General features: G+C 49.3%; 18 protein-coding genes. 12 read left to right on the top strand and 6 right to left on the bottom strand.

What is annotated here, in order from left to right:
• Window positions 1-381: 381 nt before the first annotated feature.
• Window positions 382-1,179: an alpha/beta hydrolase gene (locus MKX74_RS25065; protein WP_341180122.1), complete on the bottom strand. Its 798-nt coding sequence runs from the start codon at window positions 1,177-1,179 to the stop codon at window positions 382-384.
• Between the two features lie 267 nt (window positions 1,180-1,446).
• Between MKX74_RS25065 and MKX74_RS25060 the strand changes: the two genes are divergently transcribed.
• Entirely contained in the window at window positions 1,447-2,640 is a 1,194-nt protein-coding gene (locus MKX74_RS25060) for an S-layer homology domain-containing protein (protein ID WP_018887635.1), read from the top strand.
• A 226-nt stretch (window positions 2,641-2,866) separates the two neighbouring features.
• On the opposite strand, the gene MKX74_RS25055 is transcribed toward MKX74_RS25060, so the two are convergent.
• Complete coding sequence (locus tag MKX74_RS25055; protein ID WP_025678664.1) at window positions 2,867-4,309, bottom strand: VanW family protein; 1,443 nt, start codon at window positions 4,307-4,309, stop codon at window positions 2,867-2,869.
• A gap of 248 nt (window positions 4,310-4,557) precedes the next feature.
• On the opposite strand from MKX74_RS25055, the gene ftsE reads away from it, so the two are divergent.
• From ftsE to MKX74_RS25030, 5 genes are all read left to right on the top strand, one after another.
• Window positions 4,558-5,244, top strand: a complete 687-nt coding sequence (ftsE, locus tag MKX74_RS25050; protein WP_025678663.1) for a cell division ATP-binding protein FtsE — start codon at window positions 4,558-4,560, stop codon at window positions 5,242-5,244.
• Window positions 5,234-6,151, top strand: a complete 918-nt coding sequence (gene ftsX / locus MKX74_RS25045; protein WP_018887638.1) for a permease-like cell division protein FtsX — start codon at window positions 5,234-5,236, stop codon at window positions 6,149-6,151. Before ftsE ends, ftsX begins: the two co-directional genes overlap by 11 nt.
• Before the next feature lie 104 nt (window positions 6,152-6,255).
• Window positions 6,256-7,497, top strand: coding sequence for a murein hydrolase activator EnvC family protein (locus MKX74_RS25040; protein ID WP_025678662.1), 1,242 nt, complete (start codon window positions 6,256-6,258; stop codon window positions 7,495-7,497).
• Window positions 7,498-7,751: 254 nt separating this feature from the next.
• Window positions 7,752-9,212, top strand: coding sequence for a S41 family peptidase (locus tag MKX74_RS25035; protein ID WP_018887640.1), 1,461 nt, complete (start codon window positions 7,752-7,754; stop codon window positions 9,210-9,212).
• 203 nt (window positions 9,213-9,415) lie between these two features.
• Window positions 9,416-10,726, top strand: a complete 1,311-nt coding sequence (locus MKX74_RS25030; protein ID WP_341180121.1) for a PDZ domain-containing protein — start codon at window positions 9,416-9,418, stop codon at window positions 10,724-10,726.
• Window positions 10,727-10,878: 152 nt separating this feature from the next.
• On the opposite strand, the gene MKX74_RS25025 is transcribed toward MKX74_RS25030, so the two are convergent.
• Together MKX74_RS25025 and MKX74_RS25020 are read right to left on the bottom strand one after the other, a co-directional pair.
• Window positions 10,879-11,538, bottom strand: a complete 660-nt coding sequence (locus MKX74_RS25025; RefSeq protein WP_025678656.1) for a response regulator transcription factor — start codon at window positions 11,536-11,538, stop codon at window positions 10,879-10,881.
• A gap of 3 nt (window positions 11,539-11,541) precedes the next feature.
• Window positions 11,542-12,729, bottom strand: a complete 1,188-nt coding sequence (locus MKX74_RS25020) for a sensor histidine kinase (RefSeq protein ID WP_341180120.1) — start codon at window positions 12,727-12,729, stop codon at window positions 11,542-11,544.
• Between the two features lie 314 nt (window positions 12,730-13,043).
• Between MKX74_RS25020 and MKX74_RS25015 the strand changes: the two genes are divergently transcribed.
• From MKX74_RS25015 to MKX74_RS25005, 3 genes are read left to right on the top strand one after another with little or no spacing between them, the layout of a single operon-like run.
• Window positions 13,044-13,979 carry an ABC transporter ATP-binding protein gene (locus MKX74_RS25015; protein WP_341180119.1) on the top strand — a complete coding sequence of 312 codons (936 nt, stop codon included), beginning with the start codon at window positions 13,044-13,046 and terminating at the stop codon, window positions 13,977-13,979.
• 12 nt (window positions 13,980-13,991) lie between these two features.
• On the top strand, window positions 13,992-15,158 hold the full coding sequence (locus MKX74_RS25010; protein ID WP_341180118.1) for an ABC transporter permease: 1,167 nt from the start codon (window positions 13,992-13,994) through the stop codon (window positions 15,156-15,158).
• Window positions 15,155-16,315: an ABC transporter permease gene (locus MKX74_RS25005; RefSeq protein WP_036631843.1), complete on the top strand. Its 1,161-nt coding sequence runs from the start codon at window positions 15,155-15,157 to the stop codon at window positions 16,313-16,315. Before MKX74_RS25010 ends, MKX74_RS25005 begins: the two co-directional genes overlap by 4 nt.
• Before the next feature lie 100 nt (window positions 16,316-16,415).
• Here MKX74_RS25005 and MKX74_RS25000 read toward each other — a convergent pair whose 3' ends face one another.
• Both MKX74_RS25000 and MKX74_RS24995 read right to left on the bottom strand, forming a co-directional pair.
• On the bottom strand, window positions 16,416-17,249 hold the full coding sequence (locus tag MKX74_RS25000; RefSeq protein WP_018887647.1) for an OmpA/MotB family protein: 834 nt from the start codon (window positions 17,247-17,249) through the stop codon (window positions 16,416-16,418).
• Window positions 17,233-18,042: a flagellar motor protein gene (locus MKX74_RS24995; RefSeq protein ID WP_341180117.1), complete on the bottom strand. Its 810-nt coding sequence runs from the start codon at window positions 18,040-18,042 to the stop codon at window positions 17,233-17,235. Before MKX74_RS24995 ends, MKX74_RS25000 begins: the two co-directional genes overlap by 17 nt.
• Before the next feature lie 561 nt (window positions 18,043-18,603).
• Here MKX74_RS24995 and uvrB point away from each other — a divergent pair.
• From uvrB to MKX74_RS24980, 3 genes are all read left to right on the top strand, one after another.
• A complete protein-coding gene (gene uvrB, locus MKX74_RS24990) occupies window positions 18,604-20,595 on the top strand; it encodes an excinuclease ABC subunit UvrB (RefSeq protein ID WP_018887649.1) in 1,992 nt (663 codons plus the stop codon).
• Between the two features lie 18 nt (window positions 20,596-20,613).
• On the top strand, window positions 20,614-23,475 hold the full coding sequence (gene uvrA / locus MKX74_RS24985) for an excinuclease ABC subunit UvrA (RefSeq protein ID WP_341180116.1): 2,862 nt from the start codon (window positions 20,614-20,616) through the stop codon (window positions 23,473-23,475).
• A gap of 414 nt (window positions 23,476-23,889) precedes the next feature.
• Window positions 23,890-25,245, top strand: coding sequence for a hypothetical protein (locus MKX74_RS24980; protein ID WP_341180115.1), 1,356 nt, complete (start codon window positions 23,890-23,892; stop codon window positions 25,243-25,245).
• The last annotated feature ends 315 nt before the right edge of the window (window positions 25,246-25,560 follow it).

The raw sequence follows: 25,560 nt of genomic DNA, 5'->3' as shown, positions 1-25,560 counted from the left end.
ATACGTTACTCATTTTCAATGTGGAATAACTAAATGTAATTATAATAGATATATATCTTACCAACTGTAATAATATAAGCCTGATTATGTACATTAATCAATAGAAAATGGTTGTAAGAATTCTTTTTGTACGAAATAAAAACAAAAAACAGATCTTTACCCAAAGGCTGAGATCTGTTTTTCATACTCATATTTTACTCACTCACTCACTTACTCAATCAATCAAACAATTACCCACTTACTTCTCACTCACTCAAATCACTTAATCGCTCTATCATAGCTTTATTAGCCCGATAAGGGTGCTCACCGTTCACAGTAGCGTTTTACTAGATTCAATATAGGCTACTCTGAAATGGTTCTTAGGACCTAAGTGGCCTTGCCTTATTCAGTTAATCTGTTACGCAGCGGTAACCAGTCCAATACTCGCTGAATTTGCTGGTCCCAATAGCCCCAGTCATGCCCACTAGGACCTTCCTCATAGGTCAATGGAATATTAGTCCGTTGGCAGGCTTCTCTGAAGCTGAGATTTTCACGGTATAAAAAGTCTTCTGTCCCACAGCATTGATAGAGCATTGGCCGTGGAGCGTTGGATTGCTGCAGTCGGCTCAGCAGCTCAAGCAAATCATGCTCCGAACCTTCCACCGGCTCAGGGCCGAAGATTCGGAGCCATTCCGACTCGGACATGACACGTAGTGCAGGGTCTCTTCTCGTCAGCCCAATATCGAGTGCCCCGGATAAGCTAGCAGCGGCCTTGAACTGCTCTGGCTTGCGTAGGGCCAGCTTGAAGGCGCCATAACCGCCCATAGACAGGCCGGCTACAAAGTTGTCCTCGCGGTCGGCAGATAGCGGGAAAAAGGAGCGTGCCAGCATAGGTAGCTCTTCGCTAATGAAGCTCCAGTAGGCTCCTCCCTCAGACATATCTGTGTAGAAGCTACGGTGCACCTGAGGCATGACTACGGCAAGTCCCAACGAAGCTACGTATCGTTCAATGGAAGTACGACGGACCCAGATTGAATCATCGTCTGAGAGTCCGTGCAAGAGGTATAGGACGGGGTGGGGGCCAAGCCCCTGTGCATTGTGCATCCCGATCTGTGATGTGGTCTGTTGTGGCAGGATGACACGCATGGAAGTGCTCAGTCCCAGTGTCTCGGAATAAAACTGACATTGAATAAGCGCCATGTTCGTAACCGCCTTTTTGATGGTTTTTGTGTCCAATTTACTATAGCGCAATCCAGAAATTCTGTCGTGAGAACAATTGGTTATTTGGGATCATTTTCATGAATTTTGCTTCCCATTGTTTAATTTTCTGGTAAATTGTTTTAAGTAATTTACAGCGGCGGTTCATCCGGCGACATTGCCATCAGAGGCAAACCACTTCGTTTTTCAAGGACTTGTGAACATGATTGCATGTCACAGTCACATCTAAAAGGAGGCTGAAGCAATTATATGAGCAATAAACATAAGCAGGTTCGTAAAGTGTTGGCGGGTACATTGGGAGCAGGTCTATTATTCAGTGCATTTGGGAGCGCTTCTGCGGCAACCGAGAATCTGTCCAACCATTGGGCGGGAGATCAGTTGCAGCGCTGGGCAGCCACGGGCTACCTGAGCGGGTACGCTGACGGTACACTAAAGCCAGATTTGACAATTACCCGTGCAGAGTTCATATCGCTGGTGAATCGTAATTTTGTGGTGACAGGTGCCGATGCGGCAGTCACAGACGATACTTACGGCTCCGGGTTCACGGACCTGCCTTCCAATCACTGGGCCTATGATGCAATGATGAAAGCAGTAAATGCTGGCTTCATCGGGGGCTATGCCGATCGTACAATCAAGCCGAATGCAGTGGTTACTCGTCAGGAAGCGGCAGCTATTCTGGCCAAGGCTACGGGTTGGGCGCCGGGCTCAGCCTCAAGTCTGACGAGATTCTCTGATTATGAAGACATCGCTTCCTGGAGTAGAGCAAGCGTAGCGGCTGCCATCAGCCAGGATGCTATGAGCGGATATCCGGATGGCACCTTCCAGCCAACCAAAGGCTTGACGCGTGCTGAGGCCATCGTTATTATTGATGCTGCATCCGGTTTCAATCTGGATGGTAGCACCACGGTAACCCCTGGTGGACCAAGCACAGGTGTCATTGATGATACTTATGGTGAGGATAATACCGGTGTGGTAACACCTCCTGAAGAGGAAGAGACGCCAGCGACGGAGGTAGACTCCGAAGATACAACGTCCCCAGAGGATACAGTAGATGAGACAGAGACTACAGATGACGCGACAACTCCTGCTGATACAGAGGATAATGCGGATGATGAGGATACAGCTGATGAGTCCGCAGTAGCTGCACCTTCTGTTGACCCTGTTAAAGCCGGCGACAGCACGATTCAAGGTACTGCTGAAGCAGGTAGCATCATTCGTGTCTATTCCGGCAATACGCTGCTCTCTAGCATAACAGCCAGACCAGATGGAAGCTTCAGCGTGCTTGTGGGCACACAGCCTGAGGGCGTTGAACTGACCGTGTATGCGGAAGATGTGGACGGCAACGAAAGTGAGCATCTGACAATTACCGTGCTGGATGAGGATGGAAATGCCCCTGATGATACAGAGGCTGATGTTACTACAGACAGCTTTGAAGAGCAATAAGCTGTAAAAGGCAAGCATTCCAGAGAAGAAGCTATGAAGAATACCGTCCTGATTCATTAAGGACAGAATCTGATTGCTTCGTTCTGATACAACATAAGCCTCCCTAGCTACCTTTGAGTGGTTAGGGAGGCTTTTAATTTATGATCATTAGTACATTAGCAGCGCATGAACGACGGTCGACCGAGCTTGCTTTTGCAAAATACCAGCTTACCTGAGTAGCAATCTTTTATTGCTGGCTTCGTACGCCATCCTCCACCAAAGGAGCCTCTTCCGTTCGTGGCTCTTCCAAGCGAGGCGTGCCATTGGAGGTGTGACTGTTTCGGGCAATGACTCTTTTCTGGGCCCGATAGGTGTCACGGGAGATCGTCTCACGTTCAACCGTTTTGCCAGCAATAAGCTTGGTACGATAGGTCTCCACTACATAGCCTGGTTTGCCGGGGATTAACACTTGGGACTGTCCAGGCAGGAGAGAGCTACTTTGCACATAGCTTTCCGGGATGGAGATGGTGCTCACAGTCTTGGATTCGATCTGATAAGTTACTTCTTCTGGGAAGGTACCGAAAAATTTGACGACGAGCTGTCCAGCCTCTACATTCGCTCGAAGAAGCAGATGCTTACCGGTGTTATTTTTGAAACGGAAATTAATGGAGCCTGTAGCAAAGGTCGCATCCTGTCCCTTGGGCAGGTAGCTGACCGGGAGCGAGTGATTGCGGCGTTCGACAATGCTTAGCCCTGTCTGCAGAGCCGCATGATACAGCGTGCTGGATACCTGACAGATTCCGCCGCCAATCCCGGGCTCAAGCCGACCATTTACAATGACAGGAGCTTCGCGGAAGCCATATTTGCTCTCGGCATCAGCAATAACTTTGGCATAATCAAATACCTCATCTGGTCGAAGTATCATGCCATCGACTATCTTGGCTGCGGCCTGCACATTATGGACCCGGCCCGTGGAGCTGCTGCCCAGTGAAGTGGAGAATCGCACAATTCTTCGCTCTATCCCCTCCTCCTTCAAGCTCTCAACAGTACGCTTCGGCTCCAAACGGCTCAGTGGCAGCTTCAGCGCTAACTCCTTCATATCGTCCTGATCGAGTGCCCTGAAGTCCCTGGGCAGCTGCTGCCCGAGCTCCTGAATGAGACGGTTACGATCTAGCCGATAGACTGATTTTTCAGGAATATAGCGCACCTGATCATTACTGGTGATTTGTCGTACAGCATCGACTGGATGACCATAGCGCCGCTCCTCCCAGTCCTGGTCCAGCAATGAATTCATCGTATCTGGTTCTATATGGACGTCAATATCCCAAGATGCTCCGAAGGAACGTCTGGCTTGCACCCTTTCCCAGAGATGCCCTTGGTCCAGCTTCTCTACCGCAGTGAAAAAAGCATCGGCGTGATAGGATACACCAGCTGTACCCAGCGTCAGCTTCATATCTACAGCCTGCTCCTCATCCTCCAGATGAAGGGGGAGCTGCTCCAATTCCTGTAACTTCTCCTTAACAAGCTGCGCCGCCTCTTGTCGGTCCATCCCTCCAAGCTGTAGCCCTCCTATTTTCGTATCTTTCGGTAAGCTGGAGCGATCTGCATACAGATGCAGCCCCCCATACGTCATGCAGCCAGCCAATAATGTAACCAACAATACAATCAGCGTGATGTGGGTTTTTTTCATAGTCAAACTCTCCTAGTCAGGGATCTATTCGGGCAAATTACGGACTCTATCCATGTATATGCGTGCCTTTATTCGTTCATCCCATACGATGCTTGTATGAAATTGAAGATTACAGGTACTCAAAAGGTAACGAATTTGTTACAATAATGAATAACGTGGTGAAATTTGGGCCATTGCAAAGGAATTGGCTGGAATATGTCGAAATAGTATGAGTTGAGTATGAAATACATGCATCGGGAAGTGATAGAGTGATAGAAATGCAGGACGTGTGGAAGACCTACCAGAATGGAACCCACGCACTTAAGGGCGTCTCTGTGAAAATTGACCGCAATGAATTTGTATACCTGGTTGGCCCATCCGGCGCCGGGAAGTCAACATTCATGAAGCTGATTTATAGAGAAGAAGCACCTACCAAAGGCCAAATATCCGTAAACGGTTTTAATATCGGTAAGCTCAAGCAACGTAAGATTCCTTATGTTCGCCGCAATATCGGAGTCATCTTTCAGGATTTCAGGTTGCTACCTTCACTGACAGCCTATGAAAATGTAGCTTTTGCCATGGAAGTTATCGAAGCACCCAACCGTCTGATCCGCAAGCGTGTTCCTGAGGTGCTGGAGTTGGTGGGTTTGAAGAGTAAGGCAGACCGTGAGCCTTCCCAGCTATCTGGTGGGGAACAGCAGCGGATTGCGATTGCTCGTGCCATTGTGAATAATCCTTCCGTAATTATCGCGGATGAACCGACAGGCAACCTTGATCCTGAGACCTCATGGGGAATTATGCAGCTGCTGGACGAGATTAATTTCCGGGGTACCACCATCATTATGGCTACCCACAACAAGGATATTGTGAATTCCATGCGTAAGCGTGTCATTGCCATTGAAGATGGCAACATTGTGCGAGATCAGGTGAGAGGAGAATACGGATATGACTTTTAACACCTTCTTGCGTCATATGCGGGAAGGGTTCAAGAACATATTCCGCAATGGATGGATGTCCGTGGCGTCCATTACCTCTATCGTTGTTTCCCTGTTTGTCTTGGGAGTCTTTATTATGTTGGTGCTGAATGTGAACTCGCTGGTGGATGAAGCAGACAGTCAGGTGCGCATCAATGTATTTTTGGAATTAAATGTAGAACAGCCAATGAAGGATCAACTGATGACCGAGATCGGCAAGATGCCGGAAGTAAGCAAGACTACGTATGTTCCCAAGGAGCAAGGCCTGGAGGAGCTTCGTACAGATATGGGTGAGAGTGGCAAGGAACTGCTAGAGGGATTCGATAAGGATAACAACCCACTTCCTGACAAGATCATCGTAGAGGTTGTAGAGCCAACTACGGTTCCATTCGTATCAGAGAAAATTCAGGCACTGAACGATCAATATGCAGAGAAGCCGATTCTGAAAGTGAAGTACGGCGAGGGAACGGTAGAGACCCTGTTCAAGATCACTCGATTGATCCGTAACGTTGGCTTCATCTTCGTAGCTGGGCTTGGGCTCATGTCCATGTTCCTGATCTCCAACACGATTCGCGTCACGATTCTGGCCCGTCGTCGTGAGATCAGCATTATGAAGCTGGTGGGAGCCACAAATTTCTTCATACGCTGGCCCTTCTTTATCGAGGGTGCATTAATAGGACTGATTGGCTCGCTGGTTACAATTGCAGCGCTGTTCGTTGGTTATAATCGACTTGAAGCAGGTCTTGCGAATGACTTGTCCCTCTCCATGATCAAGCTGTTGCCACTTGGAGATATCTGGATTCAGATTGCAGGACTGCTGACGATACTTGGAGTACTTGTTGGCATACTGGGCAGTACACTGTCCATCCGTAAATTTCTTAAGGTATAGTTACTGAAATAATAGGACGTCATGATTCAGATCGCCTGACTGCTGGATAACGATCAAGCGGGGAATCCCGGCTTCATATTGGAACAAAGGATGGGGAGTGCAAGTTGAAAAAAACAGTTACTGTATTGGCTGCCGCATTGCTGATTGCCACGATCTTTCAGCCCGCACAGGGACAAGCCAAGAGTCTGTCGGAAGTCAACAGGGAGATTAATAAGCTGGATAGTCAGTCTCAATCATTCAAGAAGCAACAACAACAAGCAGAGGCGGACAAAGAGGAAGCCGAGCATTACAAGAACAAGACGATCAAGGCGCTTGAGATTGTCATGCAGCAGATTGAGGATGTCAGTAATCAGCTAGCCCGTGTAGCACTCGATATTGAGAACACGGAGGAAAGCTTGCGCCAGACGAAGAAGGAGCTTGAAGAGGCAACGAACCGGATTGGTGCTCGTGAGAAGACGCTGGAGACGCGTGTACGTCTGATGTATACCGACGGCACCGTGTCCTACCTGGATGTATTGCTATCATCAACGAATTTTAATGATTTCATAACACGTGTGGATTCGATCAAGACCATCGTGGACCAGGATCAGTTCTTGCTCGATGAGCACAAGAAGGACAAGGCTCTGGTAGTATCCAAGAAACAACAGCTTGATTCAGAGTATGCTTATGCAAAGAGTCTGTATGAGATCAAGCAAAATGCACGGAAAGAGCTGGATGCAAAGGAGCAGGAGAAGCAACGGCTGATTGCTGGCTATGATGATCAAATCATCGCAGCAGGGGATATCTCGGATGAAGCGAATGAGATGCTCGTGCAGTTGGCTAGCAAGCGTTCCACGCTCATTCAGCAGCAGAACAAGCTGAAGGCTGAGCAGGCTGCGCGAGCAGCGGCAGCACGGAAGGCAGCAGCCAAGAGATCGGCCTCCACAGCTCCGGCCAGCTTCTCAGGTGGCAGCGGCATTATGGGTATGCCGATTGGTAGCTATCGTATGTCCTCCGGTTTCGGTCCGCGAACCCATCCGATTACGGGGGTAAGAGGGAAGATGCATACGGGAATTGACATGGCTGCACCTCAAGGCTCTGCGATCTATGCTGCCGAGGATGGCGTAGTCATTTTGGCGGAATGGTGGAGTGGTTATGGCAACACGGTCATCATTGATCATGGCGATGGGCTGTGGACTCTCTACGGGCATATCCGTAGTGGGGGGATCAAGGTTAGCAATGGACAGACTGTCAAGCGTGGTCAAAAAATTGCCGAGGTCGGCTCTACGGGGAACTCCACGGGTCCTCACCTCCACTTTGAAGTCCGTGAGAATAACGTTCCGGTGAATCCGAATAAATATCTGTAAGCTCATATGAACTAATACAAGCGCTAGTAGCAGCCCTATTCATGTCTGATCTGGATATGAATAGGGTTTCGTGTTTGATATCCTACGCTGAACAAGCGATAATATGAAAGTAACCATGTGGGTAGCCAGGTCAAGATGCAAAGAGTCTTCAAAGTCCTATTCGGATGATGTGGATACATGAAGGTGGATAATGGCAAAATGAGTTGCCCATACTGGAGCTATGGTGAAAATATACAAAGGCGGTGAGCAGGTAAATGATGAAGAAGGGCACGGCACTTATGCTAATGGTGATCGGACTTCTTGGTGGCAGTTTGCTGACGTTCGCATATACAGGCGCAGCTATTCCCAGCGCAGTAACAGGTGAGGGACTGCTGGCTAGCGTCACAGGCAGCGCCTCCTCCAAGAGCGATCTGAAGAAAATAGAAACCGCGCTAGACCTGATTCAGGGCCAATACTACCAGGATGTTGACCGTACGAAGCTGGTGGATGGTGCCATCAAAGGGATGATGGATGCGCTGGGAGATCCGTATTCTTCATATATGGGAAAAGAGACTGCTCAGCAATTCGAGGAATCCATTGAGGGCTCGTTCTCAGGGATCGGGGCAGAGGTCTCGTCTGAGAACGGAAGTGTCGTCATTGTGTCTCCTATCAAAGGATCACCCGCAGAGAAAGCAGGACTGCGGGCCAAGGATGTGATCCTGTCTGTGAATGGTGAGTCGCTGGAGGGATTGGACCTGAACGAGGCAGTATCCAAGATCCGGGGACCCAAGGGCAGCGAAGCTAAAATCCAGATCAAACGTGAGGGCACGGCAGAGCCCATGGAATATACAATCGTCCGTGACGATATCGATCTGGAGACCGTTTCTTCACATATGGAAAATGACGGTATAGGTGTCATTACGATTACCCAATTCTCGCTAAATACGGCTGATCGCTTCAAGGAAGAGCTCACGAAGCTGGAAAAGCAGAATATTAACGGACTCGTCATTGATGTGCGTAACAATCCGGGTGGTGTCTTGTCTGTCGTTATTGATATTGCTCAGCAATTCGTTCCGAAGGGCAAAGTCATCGTTCAGGTGGAGGATAAGAACCAGAAGCGTGAGAAGGAGTTGTCCAAAGGCTCCAGCAAGCCATATCCGGTGACCGTGCTGATGAATAAAGGTAGTGCCAGCGCTTCCGAGATTCTGGCTGGTGCATTGCAGCAATCGGCAGGGGCTACCCTGATCGGAGAGCATTCCTTCGGGAAGGGGACTGTACAGACCAGCTACGATAAGCAAATGGGAGACGGAAGCCTGCTGAAGATTACTATTGCGAAATGGTTGACGCCAGATGGAAGCTGGATTCATCAGAAGGGTATTGAGCCAGACATTGCTGTAGCTCAGCCGGAATACTTCTCGGTCGCTCCGATTAACAAGGAGAATACCTTGAAATACAATACGAACAGCTCCGACGTCAAGAGTGCTCAGATCATGCTGGAAGGACTCGGCTATGACCCGGGTCGAGAGGACGGATACTTTGACAAAGCGACAGAAGAGGCTGTTAAATCCTTCCAGAAGAAGGAGGGCATTGCGGTGAATGGAGTCGTTGATGCCAAGACGGCCACTCAATTGGAAACCAAGCTGATTGAGAATATACGTGATCCGAAGAATGACACGCAGCTGCTGAAGGGAATCGAACAGATTCGGAAGGAGATCGCAAGCTCCGTGTCGAAATAAGAGAAGGGCTGAAGGGGGCTGGAGACAGCCTCCTTTTTCTAAGATTATGGAGAGTTGTGAGCGATCAGTAACTTTGAACTTTTGTATGACGGCAAGATTAACCGCTGCTATGTGCGTTTTAGTTGTGAAATTACGATAAAATATGTTGTTCTTACATAACCCTGCATGGCGTTCTTGATCATGGGCGGGAAAGGAGTGAGTGAATGTTGGAAGGGATTATACCATGGGGCTGGAGCTTGCTATACGGGGGCATTCAACTGCTGGCGCAGCCTTTTTACTATATTGCGATTCTGCTTGTTGCGTTAGCCTATCGGCGCCAGATTCAGCTGGAACGGAGGTTGCTTCATACCAGACTGCATAGCTGGGTGAGACAGACGTGGGAGACGGTCATTGCAGGATTGGGTGCAGGCCTACTTGTGAGTCTTCTCGGTATGTTCATTGGCATTCATTTAACAGGAGCCGGAATCGTATGCTTATGGGTAACCGTTGCGGTTCTGATGCTATTCCGTATTCGATACCTGTGCTTCGCTTATGCCGTCGGGTTATTGGGTGTCGTCCAAGCCATATTGCTCTGGACCGGAGAGTGGCGTGCGGATGGCTGGCTGGGACTCGTTGTACAGACTGTCCGTGAGCTTGATATGGTGGCCCTGCTGATTATTGTAGCCCTGTTGCATGGCGCTGAGGCGTTGCTGGTCGCTTGGCGGCAGGGGAGAGATGCCACACCTGTGTTTATGGAGGGGAAGCGTGGCAGATTGGTGGGTGGCTATCTTATGCAAAGCTACTGGCCGGTTCCGCTACTGCTGCTAGTGCCAGTAACAGACGGTCTGTCCCTGCCTTGGCCTACCTTATTGGGAGGAGAGGGGCTGTACATGTTGGCTGCTCTTCCAGTAATGATGGGCTATAGTGGTATGACCACAGGCTTCTTACCCCGGCAAAAGACAGGAATGGCCTCCCGGCGGCTGGTCCTGTACAGTGTCCTGTTGTTAGGCCTGAGCTTGATTGCTGCATGGTGGAGTCCATTCATGATCGTGGCGGCATTGTTCGCTTTCCTAGCCCATGAGGCTTTATTCTGGTACGACAGCTACGAGGAGCGGAATGCCCCTCCCCTGTTCGTGCATCCTGAGGAAGGTTTGCGTGTACTGGCTGTGTTGCCAGGCAGCCCTGCTGAAAGTTTGGGCATACAGGCGGGAGAGTCGATCTATAAGGCCAATGGAATTTTGATTCACACGAAGGAGGAGCTGCACCGGGCGCTTCGCTTGAATGCTGCGTTCTGCAAGCTGGAGATACGGAATCTTCAGGGAGAGAGCAAGTTCCTACAGCGTGCGCTGTATGAGGGAGATCATCATCAGCTCGGGTTGGTGCTGGCGCCCGATGAGGCAGCAGGCTGGGCTGTATCGGGGAGACAGATGTCCGTCCTTCAGCTGCTTGGCATGAAGAAGGGAGCTCGGCGCAAGACGAGGACCAGTACAGCTTCCTTACCAGAGAGAAGCGAGCAGCGAGCGGCGAAATCCTAGAAGCATACAACAGTTGGGAAGACAACGAATGTCCCTGTTCAAAATAAATAAGCTGATCAGTCTAGGACATATTCCTACATTGATCAGCTATTTTATTGCGAAAAATAGTCGTATAAGTGCTGTGAGCTGTAAAGCATGTAGCACTGTTCTTGTCATCTGGACTGTTGCCTCTTCCAATACATAATGGCAATTTGGGTACGATCGCGCAGGTGCAGCTTGCTCAGAATATCCGTGACATAATTTTTAATGGTTCCTTCGCTGAGGTAGAGATGCTGCGCAATCTCCTTGTTGGTCATTCCCTCTGCAATCAAGGTAACCACCTGATCCTCGGTTGGCGTCAGCCCATATTCGGACGACCATGCCATGCTTTGCTCATGGTGTACCGGGGATGGTGTCCTGAGCAGCTCCGTAAGCTTGCGGGCGATGTCGGGGTGAATGAGCATATCTCCATCATGCACCGTCCGGATTCCCTGGATGATCCGTTCTGGTGAGATATTTTTGAGCAAATATCCGCGGGCACCGTTCCGTAGCGCTTCAATAATGAATTCATCATCGTCAAAGGTTGTCAGGATCAGTACTTTGCTGTCCGGGGAGGCCTCCTTCATGAGACGAGTTCCCTCAACACCGTCACAGCCTGGCATACGAATGTCCATCAATACTACATCAGCCTGGACCCCGCCTTTGACCAAGCTTACGGCTTCCAGTCCATTGGCAGCGGTTCCTGTCACCTGAATATGCTCATTTAGCCCCAGAATCATCCTCATACTCTCGCAAATGAGAGGATCATCATCCACAATCATAACCTGAATCATCGCTTATCCTCCTTGCTGCGAAGTAGACTCATAGAAATCCTGATGCTCAGCGTAGCTTGCAGGCAAGCGGGTGATTACCGTATACGGGGTATCCGTACAATGAACGGTGACCTCCCCCCCTATGATCGAGGTCCGCTCCAGCATTCCCGTCATACCTAGCCCCATGGGGCGCTTGTCTTCCTTGGGAAGCGAGCCATTATTGCTGACCAGCATGGTAACTTCATGCCGGGTATAGTGTAGTCTGATTGTAATCTCGGTAGCTTTTCCGTGGCGCAACGCATTGGTAATCGCCTCACGTGCGTTCTGATATAGAACAATTCGCAGGCTCGGGTATAAGGGAAGGGCATTCCCTTCTATGATGAGCTGTGTGAGGATTCCGGTGCCTCTTCCGGTCTCCTCCAGCAGGGAGTGCAGAGAATATGCATCTTCGAATCGAGGCTCTGGATGAATGCGTCTGACAATCTGACGCATGTTATCCATGCTGGAAGCAAGCTCATCCCGGATCTGTCTTAGCAACTCCAGTCCTTTGTCGGCATCCTTTGGGGTTACTTGAAGGGCGGCCTCAGATAACAGCTTGGTTCGTATAAGCCGATGCCCGATATCATCATGTAGATGTCTGGAAATGCGTGTGCGCTCCTCCATCTGAGCGATGAATTCAACCTGACCTGCATATTGAAGTAGCTGGCTGCGGACATCATTCAGCTCGTAATTTTTTTTGCGTAGCTCATCGTATAACTGATCTGTAAGCCGCCGGTCCTCAGTCGTCCGGTACAGTCGATGGAGCAAAAATGCTCCTGCGGCATAGAGAAGCAACAGTAAGCCTTGATGAAGCATCGGTAAAGTCTGTGCGGACCAGAACAGGAACGCGAAATGCCCTAGCAACATGAGGTATCGTGATTTTGTACTCGGAAAGGCCATGTATCGTGTCATAGTCGATAATGCGGGAACAAACCATACACCACCATAATACCAGCTTAGCCCAGTTGCGCACACCAGCTCCAATCCGCAGCTAGCAATCATGCTACGTCCGGGACGCAGGTTATCGCTGATGACGGCTAAGGCCAGAAAAGAGAAGAAATGAAGCGTATAGGTATCACTCAGTGCTACCCCCTGAGCATACATGCCAAGTAAGCCTGGTCCGATAATGAGACCATACCGCAAGGGCCACAGATCATGGCGTATGGATTTCATCCGGGTCTACTCCATTTCTCCTCCAAAGCCCCGCTTTGAGGAATATAGTGTCTGCCTTTTACATGCTTGCTACATTATATCACAGGACGTACGGACGTCTGAGGTGACTTAAGTCATCCGAAGGTCGTGACCTCAGTGACCTTACGAGGTGGCCTCAGGTAGGTAAAATATGAAATAGAAGTGCTGGTGAGCGCAATCAGATCATCATGTGTAATGCCACAAGTATTCTGACCAATAGAAATGCCCTAAATGGCAGGCGCACTGGAATGGATAACATGCTGCAAAAATGAATCACACAAGAGGAGAGGGAACCCATGGCTTATATAGAGCTTAAGGATGTCATTAAGCGTTACGGACCCAAGCTATCTGTCGATCACTTGAATCTGAGCATTGATAAAGGGGAGATTGTGGGCTTGCTAGGTCCTAATGGCGCTGGGAAGAGCACTACGATTAACATGATTCTGGGCCTACTGCCTCTCGATGGAGGAGACATACGGGTGGATGGACGTTCTGTCCAATCCCATGCAAGGGAGATCAAACGCTATATTGGTCTTGTGCCTCAAGATATTGCTGTCTATGAGCAAGTAAGTGCTGCGGATAATATTCGCTTTTTCGGACGGCTATACGGACTAAAGGGCCAGCTTCTGAGTGACCGAGTACTTGAGGCGCTGGAGTTCGTTGGTCTGGAGAAGCATGCCCGCGAGCTGCCATCAACCTTCTCGGGAGGTATGAAGCGTAGGCTGAATATCGCCTGTGCCATCATGCATCGTCCCCAGATTATCATCATGGATGAGCCAACCGTGGGCATTGACCCACAATCCCGCAATCATATTCTGGAGTCGGTACGTAGCTTGAACCGAATGGGCTCGACCATCATCTATACGAGCCATTACATGGAGGAGGTCGCAGCGATTAGTGACAGGGTAGCGATTATGGACAAAGGTCATATTATCGCATATGGCACGGAGCAAGAGCTGAAGGAGCGCGTGTTCCGGGAAGAGAAGATCATCTTGGAGGTATCGGGCTGGAAGCAAGCGGCGTGGGAAGAGCTGCAGCAGCATCCGCGCATTACCCGTGTTGCCGAAGAGAACGGTCGTGTCGAGATTGCGCTACCCTCTGCTCAGGGCTGCCTGCAGGATGTGCTATTTATTTGTGGGCGGCATGAGGTTGTTATTCTCTCCCTTGTCTGCGAGGAGCCCAATCTGGAGTCCCTGTTCCTGCAATTAACCGGACGATTGTTGCGGGATTAAGGAGGTAATGTGATGCTGACGATTGCTTGGTTTGAATTAAAGCGTATGCTACGACTAAAAGTGGTGCTGTTGAATCAATTTCTGCTGCCTGTCCTGCTGATCTTTATATTGGGAACAGCTCTGTCATCTGTTTTTGAGGGGAGACAGGAATTGAATTGGACACCTATGAAGGTGGCTATCGTGCAGCAGGGGAACGCCGATGAACAACAGATCTGGAATAGCTTTATAAGTTGGCCATCCCTGAATGAGTTGCTCCGTTCCTTTACGACGGAGAGCCGTGAGGAAGCACAGAAGATGCTTCGCAGTGGGGAGGCGGATTTTGCCGTCGTTGTCCCGGCTGACTTCGAGCAGCAGATTGTCACAGGAGGGCAGACCCGGCTGGAGCTCATCCGTGGCAGAGATGCTACAAGAAATATGGTAGCAGAATCGTTATTTAATAACTTCGTGAAGCAAGCCAACACAGGCCAGACGGTGACGATGATTATGAGGGAATCCCCTCCAGAGGTAGAGACATGGGAGCAGTGGTATAGTGCTGAAGCCAATGAGAGCTTGCTGAAGCCTGGTAAGCTTGGAGAGCATGGCAGCTATACGGCCTTTCAGTTCTATGCAGTCTCCATGCTCATCATGTTCATGTTGTATTGTGGAATGACGGTTAGCCATAGTCTGAACAATGAGAAGGGCTTAGGAACGTTAGCCCGAATGTATGCTGCTCCGATTCATGGCAACCATATTTTCTTCGGAAAAATCTTGGGGAATATGCTTGTCTCGATGGTACAGGTGCTGTTCATCATCATGGCGACCCACTGGATCTTTGGGGTGAACTGGGGTAGTCATCTGTGGATGCTGGCTATAATCAGTATACTGGTTATCTTTATCTCCATGTGTATGGCTGTGATTCTCACCTTCAGCATAACAGCACCTTCAGTAGCATCGACGGTCATTAGTATGATAATTGTTGTTATGACGTTTATCAGTGGCGGGATGACTCCTCAATTACCCGGTTGGTTGAGCGTAATTGGTAAGGGGACTGTGAATTACTGGGGAATGGAAGGCATGCTGTTACTGATGCAGAATGGGGAGCCAGCTCAGATTTGGCCATCCATCGGCGCTTTATGTGCGATAGCACTTGGACTGCTATTGATCACTGGACTGATGTACAGGAAGGTGGGCTATCAATGAATATTCCGATTATAGCTGCAATAGCCTGGAATGTCATAAGGAGAACGATAGGTACACGTAATGGAATATTAGGTTTACTGCTGCTCCCTTCTGTCGTGGTATCGCTGACCTATGTGTTGTTGGGCGGGATACAGGAAGAGGAGCCGCGCGTTGCATTCATGATTCAGGATCAAGGAGCAGAGGCGGCGGTGATTCGTGGTGAGCTGCAATCCATGGATGGAATAGAGATAATGGAGATGACTGAACTGGATGCAATGCGCAAGGTTGTGACGGATAAACGAGCGGTCATTGGCATTCGAGTGCCCGAAACATTCTCGACAGAGCTGAGATCAGGGGCAGCTCCCTCCGTTGAATTTTATGAGATTGCAGTTAGTGAATCAGGCTATGCTGTCAAGGCTACACTGGAGAGTGCCATCCAGCGCATGAGTCATACCATGGCTATGCTGCAGTCCCTACCGACAGAGCGTCGTGAGTCTGCGATTCAGAGCTGGCTTGCAAGGGAGCTGACACCAGCGATCACGGTCTCGACAATAGACGAGAATCTGTATCCGAAGCAAGGTCTTCGCAATGGTACAGGCTTCATGCTGCTATTCCTACTGGGATTGGTGACCAGCGCTGTGACACTAATGACGAGAGACCGCAATTCACATATACTGGCCAGGATGTACATGGCTCCAGTAAGCTCGGCAGAGATTACGTTGGGTTATTTTATGGGGAGCCTTGCGGTAGGCTGTTTTCAGATTGTGCTCATTTTGGGAGTAACGCGTGGTATATTCGGATTTGATTATGGTGTTCCTTTGTTGCCGCATTTTGTGATACTGATGTTCTTTACTATTGTAGCTTTGGGATTATCCAGCACGGTAGCAGGAATGATTCGTAATCAGACCAATGCGGGCATGCTGAATCCGCTTATCGTGTCACCTACCTGCATGTTGGGAGGCTGCTTCTGGCCCATTTCCATCATGCCGGATTTCTTGCAAAAGCTAGCCAACTTTATGCCGCAAAAATGGGCTATTCAGGCCATTGAGACGATGGCTGCAGGCGGAGAATGGGCGGATATTATGGTCCCGCTGGCCATTCTGGGTTGCATGGCCATCATTCTGATTATACTGGGCGCTACAATTCTGAGACCCCATGAGGCTGGCATCAAGGGCTGAGGGCAGTGATATCCTGGATATCTAAAAAAAAATCCCCGATAAGCTCGTGATGCTTCACAAGGCTTGTCGGGGATTTTCTATGAGTGGCTATAGATAGTTATTATTGTTGCAGCTGACGAAGCACGGTGATCTCAACCCGTCGATTCTTCTGACGTCCGGCCTGAGTGGAATTATCTCCAGCAGGACGTGTATCTGCATAACCAGCATATTGGAAATACTTAGGGTCCAGCTGCCTGCGTTCAATGAAGAAGCGCAGCACAGATAAGGCACGCGCACCCGACAAATCCCAATTATCACGGTAAGCGGAGCCAGAGCCCACAGGAATGTTATCGGTGTGACCCTCAATGCTGATTGGCGTATTCAGATTACGAAATAGACTGGCGAGCTTATCCAGTATAGGGGCTGAGCCTGACTTGAGAGACGCTTGGCCGATATCGAACAGGAATCGGTCGCTAAGGGTGATAGATATACCGCGTGGCTCGTCAGCCACGAAGACCTGGTCGTCCAATTGGTTCTCTGTGATGTACTCCTGAATCATGCCCATAAGATCCATTAATTCCTGCTCCTGCTGCCGGAAAGCGAGCTCTCGTTCGGTCATCACTTCAGAGCCAGGCTCCTCGCCGCTTACAGCTTGGCCGTCATTGCCAGGTCCGTTGCCCTTGCCCTCCTGTGCTGCAGGAGGGTTTTTGCTGGTATTCACATCTGCAGTGCCAGTAATCCCTGAGCCTTGCTCCAGGATGGAGTCCGCAGAGCGAAATGTCCCCTGAATGGACTGTGAGACGACTTCATATTTACTTGCATCCAGTCGACTCATGGCATACATAATGACGAAGAAAATCAGGAGCAAGGTAATAAGATCAGCATAAGTAATCAGCCAGCGATCTCTGCTATCATTTGCAGGAGCAGCTTTTTTGTCTCTAATTCGCACTCTCATGGAAGCCCTCCTCGGCCTTGGCGATCGGACGACTGCGGCTGTCCGTACCGCTGGTGCGGTCAAACAGGCTTAGCTTTCGCTGAACGAGCTGAGGGTTCTCACCATTTTGTATAGCAATGATTCCGTGCATGAGCAGCTCCATGGTATGGACTTCCAGTTCACCCCTGGCTTTGATCTTCGAGGCGATGGGCAGAAATACCAAGTTGGCGCTGGCTACCCCATACAATGTAGCGGTGAAGGCAAGGGCGATGGAGGGTCCGAGAGATGTTGGCTCTGTGAGGCTGCTGAGTACGTGAATCAGACCCATAACTGTACCGATGATCCCCATCGTAGGAGCGTAACCGCCAGCCGATTCGAACACCTTGGCATAACCCTCATATTCCTGCTCTACTGCGTCAAGCTCCAGGGACAGCATTTGCTTCAGCTGCTCCTGATCGGTACCATCTACCACAAGCTGAATGCCCTCCCGCAAAAATGGACTCGGATGGTCCATTGAATTGCGCTCCAGAGCCAATACCCCTGAACGGCGGGCAATGGTAGCCATATTCACAATATCCTTAATATAGCGTCCATTAGGTATATCTTCACGCCCGAAGGCGACTTTCAATGCTGCCGGGATCGTACGTAGCTTGGATTTGGGAAAACTGATAATGACAGCAGCAGCGGTACCACCAAATACAATCAGAGCAGCAGTGAACTGCAACAAGCCGCTAAATTCTCCTCCATCCATCAGAAAGCCGCCTACAATAGCTACGAGCCCTGCAATGATGCCAATCCAAATCGTGATGTCCAAAAGTTAATCACTCCCAATGAATACTTATCGTTTGCATCCGTAATATGAAAGAGGTATAATATGACGGGAACAAACATTCTTATAGCAAGTGTTCCGTGTCATTTCTCGGGAAATAACGACAGCACGAGACACACGGAATAAGTCAGCTGTGACCGTCTGAGGTGACAGCTAGAATAGTGGGTATAAGAGATAGAACGGCTTTATTCCTGCATAACTTTAGATTGCGAGCCTCTCGCAGGTAAAATTACGCAAAAAGTCGTACAAACTAGCAGGTACAGGGTAACAGTCTTGTGCGCAAAGAAGCATAATGTCTCGAAGGCCATAAGGCTGTGATTCGGCTACCTTTGCTCTAACTGCAAGGTCTCATCGCTAGCACTTGGATGGAGTTGAAATTGACTGTAGAGCTACAACATGAGCCTTGCCCAATGAACCACTACTAAACGCGGTCTGTCTCCCATGGATGTACATTGATCGACGTTTTTCTTTCATAGATGTAGCAATAACTCGTTTTTTGTAAAAACAGGATGATTTTATTTTAGACGATAAGGGTGATGCAGGGCAATGAGTGATATTGTCATTAGCAACAAGACGTTTGAAGTTGAGTCCGAATTCTCGCCACAGGGTGACCAGCCAAAGGCCATCGTGGAGCTAGTGGAGGGTGTGCTGGCGGGAAAGAAACACCAGACACTGCTAGGTGCGACGGGAACAGGTAAGACCTTTACAATTGCTCAGACCATTGCGAAGCTTAACCGCCCCACCCTGGTAATCGCACATAATAAGACGCTGGCGGCACAGCTCGCAAGTGAGTTCAAGGAATTTTTCCCGAACAACTCGGTTGATTATTTTGTCAGTTACTATGACTACTTTCAGCCAGAAGCCTACATTCCGTCTTCTGATACGTACATCGAGAAGGACTCCAGTATTAATGAAGAGATCGATAAGCTTCGCCACTCTGCGACCAGCTCTCTGTTCGAGCGGCGGGATGTCATTATTGTAGCGAGCGTATCCTGTATCTACGGTCTCGGTTCACCAAAGGAGTATGGTAGCTTGTTGCTATCCCTGCGAGTGGGAATGGAGAAGCCGCGTAATGAAATTCTATCAAGACTTGTTGACATCCAGTATCAGCGTAATGATATCAATTTCGTACGGGGGACCTTCCGGGTGCGTGGGGATGTGATTGAGATCTTCCCTGCCTCGCAGGGAGAGCATGCTGTGCGTGTTGAGCTGTTCGGTGACGAAGTAGAACGAATTACGGAGATTGATGTGTTGACTGGAGAGCTGATCGGCGAACGAGATCACGTCGCCATCTTCCCGGCTTCTCACTTTGTTACCAAAGAAGAGACGATGAAGGTCGCGCTGGTTAACATTGAGCGTGAGCTGGAGGAGCGCCTGACAGAGCTAAGAGCGAATGGCAAGCTCCTGGAGGCACAGCGACTAGAGCAACGTACACGCTATGATATTGAGATGATGAAGGAAGTTGGATTCTGCTCAGGGATTGAGAACTATTCAGGTCCCTTGACTTTCCGGGAGCGCGGAGCCACTCCATATACGCTACTGGATTATTTCCCGGACGATATGCTGGTAGTCATTGATGAGTCCCATGTGACATTGCCACAAATTCGCGCCATGTACAATGGAGACCAGGCTCGCAAGAATGTGCTGGTGGAGCACGGCTTCCGCCTGCCTTCTGCGCTGGACAACAGACCGCTTCGCTTCGAGGAATTCGAGGATAAGGTAGATCAGATTATATATGTATCTGCCACACCAGGTCCGTACGAGGCAGAGAAATGCGACACCATGGTAGAGCAGATTATTCGACCAACAGGTCTGCTAGACCCGATCATTGAGGTACGACCGACTAAAGGACAGATTGATGATCTGATCGGTGAGATACGCGTTAGAGTGGATAAAGACGAACGTGTCCTGGTGACGACACTCACGAAGAAGATGGCCGAGGATTTGACAGATTATCTCAAAGAGGTTGGCATTAAGGTCCGATACATGCACTCCGAGATCAAGACATTGGAGCGGATGGCAATATTGCGGGATCTGCGTCTAGGTGTCTTTGACGTGCTGATTGGTATTAACCTGCTGCGGGAGGGGCTGGATTTGCCAGAGGTATCTCTGGTGACCATTCTCGATGCAGACAAGGAAGGCTTTCTGCGTTCAGATCGTTCCCTCATTCAGACGATTGGCCGGGCTGCCCGCAACAGTGAGGGTCTCGTAATCATGTATGGTGATAAGGTAACAGACTCCATGGATCGTGCCATCAAAGAGACGGCAAGACGACGAGAGCTACAAATCAAGTTCAACGAGGAGCATGGCATTACTCCACAGACAATTCGTAAGAAGGTTCGTGATGTCATAGAGGCAACCAAGGTTGCCGAGGCCAAGAATGAATATCTGCCAGGGGATACTGGAAAAATGTCCAAGAAGGATCGTCAGACACTTATCCAGCGCCTAGAGAAGGAAATGAAGGATGCTGCAAAAAATCTTCAGTTCGAGCGGGCCGCAGAGCTGCGTGACGCTTTGCTGGAATTAAAGGCTGATTAAGCAAGGGAGATGACGCAATTGGCAAGAGAAAGCATCATAATCAAAGGCGCACGAGCGCACAATTTGAAAAATATTGACGTGACCATTCCGCGTGATAAATTCGTGGTATTAACAGGTCTCAGTGGCTCAGGAAAATCCTCCCTCGCATTCGATACCATCTATGCGGAAGGACAGCGCCGTTATGTAGAATCCTTGTCAGCCTATGCTCGTCAATTTCTAGGTCAGATGGAGAAGCCTGATGTCGATTCGATTGACGGTCTGTCTCCAGCGATCTCCATTGACCAGAAGACCACCAGTCGCAACCCGCGTTCGACGGTAGGTACGGTAACCGAAATTTATGATTATCTGCGTCTGTTGTTCGCGAGAATTGGTCATCCCCACTGTCCCGAGCATGGCATCGAGATTACCTCACAGACCGTAGAGCAAATGGTCGACCGGATCATGCAGTACCCTGAGCGTACCCGTCTGCAGATTCTTGCTCCAGTTGTGTCCGGACGAAAGGGAGAGCACAAAAATCTGTTCGCTGACATTGCGAAGCAGGGATTTGTGCGTGTGCGGGTGAACGGAGAACTGCGGGATCTATCCGAGAATATCGAGCTGGAGAAGAATAAGAAGCACTCCATTGAGGTCGTCGTTGACCGGATTGTGACTAAGCCTGATGTAGCCTCCAGACTCGCCGATTCTATTGAGACGGCTCTCAATCTGTCGGGAGGACAGCTGCTGGTAGATATTATTGATCAGGAAGAGCTACGTTTTAGCTCCAACTTTGCTTGTTCAGTCTGCGGCTTCAGCATGGAGGAATTGTCCCCGCGGATGTTCTCGTTCAATAACCCATTCGGAGCCTGTCCGGACTGCGATGGCTTGGGAATGAAGATGATCGTCGATCCGGATCTACTCACCCCAGACCCAACGAAGAGCATTGAGGATGGCGCGTTTCAGGCATGGGCTGGCGGAACATCCACGTATTATCCGCAGTTCCTGCAATCCGTGTGTGAGCATTACGGTATTCCGCAGAATGTGCCAGTTCAGGATTTGGGCGAAGAGCACATGAAGACCATCCTGTATGGGACAGGCAAGGACAAGATCCGTTTCCGCTATGAGAATGACTTCGGGCAGCGTAAGGAAGCCTTGGTGACTTTTGAGGGAATTATTCCGAACCTGGAGCGTCGCTATAAAGAGACAGCCTCCGACGGCATTCGTGAATTCATCGAGGGCTTCATGGCGGCCAAGCCTTGTAATACTTGCAAGGGCCACCGTTTGAAGAAGGAAGTGCTCGCCGTAACCATTCAGGATAAGAATATGGCTTATGTCACCAGCCTCTCCATCAGTGATGCTAGCCAGTTCTTTTCTACACTCGAATTGAGTGAGAAGGAACAAGCAATTGCTAACCTGATTCTGAAGGAAATTAATAGTCGTCTTGGCTTCCTTGTCAACGTCGGCTTGGATTATCTAACGATGAGTCGTGCTGCTGGAACTTTGTCTGGTGGTGAGGCGCAGCGTATCCGGCTGGCTACCCAGATTGGCTCAAGCTTGATGGGAGTCTTGTACATTCTTGATGAGCCTAGTATTGGCCTCCATCAGCGGGATAATGACCGTTTGATTCAGACATTGGAGCACATGCGTGATCTAGGTAATACCTTGATCGTTGTGGAGCACGATGAGGATACGATGATGGCCGCTGACTATATCATTGATGTGGGGCCAGGTGCCGGCATTCACGGGGGACAGATTATTGCTCAGGGCACACCGGCCGAGATTCAGGAGAATCCTGCTTCCTTAACGGGTCAGTACTTGAGTGGGCGTAAGTTCATTCCGGTGCCAGAGAAGCGCCGCGAGCCTTCGGATAAGCATCTGGAGATTCGAGGAGCCAAGGAGAATAATCTTAAGAATGTGAACGTCAAAATTCCACTCGGTCTATTCGCTGCAGTAACTGGGGTGTCTGGATCAGGTAAATCGACGCTTGTTAACGAAATTCTATATAAGACGCTGGCAAGGGACCTTAATCGTGCACGAGTACGTCCAGGGCAACACAAGGAAATTCGGGGTCTGGAGCATATCGACAAGGTCATTGATATTGATCAGTCTCCGATCGGGCGGACGCCTCGCTCCAATCCAGCGACCTATACAGGGGTATTTGATGATATCCGTGATCTGTTCTCCCAGACAAACGAAGCGAAGCTGCGGGGATACAAGAAGGGCCGCTTCAGCTTCAATATTAAAGGTGGACGCTGTGAGGCTTGCCGTGGCGATGGTATTCTCAAGATTGAGATGCACTTCCTGCCTGATGTCTACGTTCCATGTGAGGTATGTAAGGGCAAACGGTATAACCGTGAGACGCTGGAAGTGAAGTACAAAAACAAGAGTATTTCGGATGTGCTGGAGCTAACGGTTGAGGATGCGGTCAAATTTTTTGAGAACATCCCGAAAATCCATCGTAAGCTCCAGACCCTGCTTGATGTGGGACTGGGCTATGTGAATCTTGGACAGCCAGCAACAACACTGTCAGGTGGGGAAGCTCAGCGGGTGAAGCTTGCCTCTGAGCTGTATCGTCGTAGCACAGGGAAGACCATGTACATTCTGGATGAACCGACCACGGGACTACATGTTCATGATATTGATCGACTGTTGACTGTTCTGCATCGCTTGGTGGATTCTGGTGAGTCGGTGCTCGTCATTGAGCATAACCTGGATGTCATCAAGACAGCTGATTACCTGATCGACCTCGGCCCAGAGGGTGGCAGCGGCGGCGGTACAATTCTGGCTACAGGTACACCGGAAGAGCTGGTTCAGGTAGAGGCCTCCTATACAGGTAAATATCTGAAGCCTGTTCTGGAGCGGGATACCGCTCGCAGCAGAGCGCTACAGACCGCAGAGCTGTAGGCTCAAGCCCTGATAAGCCAACAATGCATTGCTAAGGCTGCTGTGGGGTAAACGTAGCACTGGCATATAGCCATAACGAGTAATGCAGCTTAATTCCAGTAAAAGCTAACAGTGTTCATAGACCCTGAAGGAACTGATCCATGATGAACGGTCAGTCTCTTCAGGGCTTTTTTGTATGTTGTGGTCATATTTCTTAAATTTTGTTTAATTCTCAGTATTCGTCATTTTAAGACATAGCCATTGGAGGTCATCCCCTGTACAATAGTGGCAGATCAATCATACGTGTTTTGGGAAATCTGGAATCGGTTATATAAGACACAGGCTTGAACTACAGAGATCCTGCCACGTAATCGCAGTATCAATGATGCCGTAGAGAAGTCGTTGGTCATGAATTCAGTCAGCAGAGGCATATCCATGAATAACACCATGGGACAATGCATTGTAGATTACAGAGAGGGGATCTTCGCAGTGAAATGTAATTATTCAATGGGTATCCAGGGCAAATGGGTGCAGGTGGTATCGGGTATAGCTTTCACAGCTGTAATTATCGTCATGTTGCTGGGGGGACCTGCCTATGTACAAGCTTCTGAAGGTACCGAGTCATTATCGGAATCTACGCAGACAACCGAGCTAGAAAGTTCAGCTGAAGTCGAGGCAGTCACAGAACGTGCTCGTGTTACCACTGAGCTGGAGAGTGGACCTTTCATGGGCGAAGTGAATGATCCGTCGCATGCAAAAAACTATATTCAGCAGACGAGGCAGGGGGGAATTGCTGCGCTGAGTCTAAAAGAGGACCAAGCGGCCAATGTATTACAGGTTACCTATGGACAGTGGGATAGCTCGCTCCAGCAGCAGTGGCAGCAAGAGAGCACATTACCATTAGCTGCGGGTGCTACGCCCGCTAAGGGAGTACAGCGGGAGACCTACAGTGGTGGGCAGCTGTGGCTAATATCATATATGAAAGCGGAATCAGGAGCCGAATGGCTGGCAGTACATACAGCAGCTGATGGTCAGGTGCTGTGGTCCAGACCGCTTGAGACGGATGGAATGGCCACGGGACAGGAGAATGCTTCTCTTGGCCTTGAGCCTTTACCGCAGGGGGATTTTCTTGTATATACGATTGATCAGCAACGAACGTTAACGACCTATCACTATAACCGAGATGGTGAACTGGATTGGACCCGAAGAACCGGTGGAGTAGAGACTGGCTGGCTAATTGCTGCGGATGATGGGTACTACAGTATATTAAATACTGATCGAGGTGTGAAATCCGTACTCTCCGATGTATATGGGCAGCCCAAGCGGAACCAGGTATGGAATGGCTGGGGCAAACGCAGGGTGCTGGATGTCCATGAATGGAAAGATGGCATTGCCGTTACGGTTACTGGCAAATCGCAAGCGTCCGCCAAGAAACGCACACTCATTTTTGACCATCAAATGAAAAAGCGCAGCGACACCGGAGATTATGATGCTAACCTCTATTATATACCTGAGGATGGTGCATTTCTCTCCGTATCAGATCAATATGAAGCAATGGGCGGAAAAGGAAACATGTCCATGCATGGAATTACGATCACAAGTCTGAATCGCAAGGGGAAGGAGCTGTGGTCGACCAATACCGTATATAAGGAGGACGATTATTTCCGAGTTACGCTAGATGGCTCGCTATTCTACAAAACTCCTGAAGGCTATGTGATCTTGAGCCGAACGGAGAGTAATGGTGCAACAGCTGTAATGCTGGATTTGATGAAAATTCTGGTTCATAAATAAATAAATAAATAAATAAGTGCAGAGCAGCCAGTTGCGGTTTTTCCAGTGACTGGCTGCTAGCGTGGAAATAGCTCTCCTGAATAATGAACTTTAGTATTGCGGTCGAAGCACATTATAGATTGTAAGTCTTAAAATGCCTGATAGGAAGCGAACGATGTAGGGGAAGAAGTTTATTCCATATATTGATATATAGGCGAAAAAATGTTCTGTGGAATATTTAAAATCAATATCTTTTTTTTGGTAATGCCTGTTACAATAGAGTCAGAGATTCGTAGTATTTACATATGAGCATGGATGCCTGCATTAGGTGGGGGC

Source organism: Paenibacillus sp. FSL K6-1230, assembly GCF_038002385.1.
Lineage (GTDB): Bacteria > Bacillota > Bacilli > Paenibacillales > Paenibacillaceae > Paenibacillus > Paenibacillus massiliensis.
Note: the sequence above shows the minus strand (reverse complement) of the source record. Positions and strands in the feature narration are given on the sequence as shown.

Coding starts and splice junctions, on each gene's coding strand:
- MKX74_RS25065 (WP_341180122.1), bottom strand. CDS start 1,179: ATGGCGCTTATTCAATGTCAGTTTTATTCCGAGACACTGGGACTGAGC.
- MKX74_RS25060 (WP_018887635.1), top strand. CDS start 1,447: ATGAGCAATAAACATAAGCAGGTTCGTAAAGTGTTGGCGGGTACATTG.
- MKX74_RS25055 (WP_025678664.1), bottom strand. CDS start 4,309: ATGAAAAAAACCCACATCACGCTGATTGTATTGTTGGTTACATTATTG.
- ftsX (WP_018887638.1), top strand. CDS start 5,234: ATGACTTTTAACACCTTCTTGCGTCATATGCGGGAAGGGTTCAAGAAC.
- MKX74_RS25035 (WP_018887640.1), top strand. CDS start 7,752: ATGATGAAGAAGGGCACGGCACTTATGCTAATGGTGATCGGACTTCTT.
- MKX74_RS25030 (WP_341180121.1), top strand. CDS start 9,416: ATGTTGGAAGGGATTATACCATGGGGCTGGAGCTTGCTATACGGGGGC.
- MKX74_RS25025 (WP_025678656.1), bottom strand. CDS start 11,538: ATGATTCAGGTTATGATTGTGGATGATGATCCTCTCATTTGCGAGAGT.
- MKX74_RS25020 (WP_341180120.1), bottom strand. CDS start 12,729: ATGAAATCCATACGCCATGATCTGTGGCCCTTGCGGTATGGTCTCATT.
- MKX74_RS25015 (WP_341180119.1), top strand. CDS start 13,044: ATGGCTTATATAGAGCTTAAGGATGTCATTAAGCGTTACGGACCCAAG.
- MKX74_RS25010 (WP_341180118.1), top strand. CDS start 13,992: ATGCTGACGATTGCTTGGTTTGAATTAAAGCGTATGCTACGACTAAAA.
- MKX74_RS25005 (WP_036631843.1), top strand. CDS start 15,155: ATGAATATTCCGATTATAGCTGCAATAGCCTGGAATGTCATAAGGAGA.
- MKX74_RS25000 (WP_018887647.1), bottom strand. CDS start 17,249: ATGAGAGTGCGAATTAGAGACAAAAAAGCTGCTCCTGCAAATGATAGC.
- uvrB (WP_018887649.1), top strand. CDS start 18,604: ATGAGTGATATTGTCATTAGCAACAAGACGTTTGAAGTTGAGTCCGAA.
- MKX74_RS24980 (WP_341180115.1), top strand. CDS start 23,890: ATGAATAACACCATGGGACAATGCATTGTAGATTACAGAGAGGGGATC.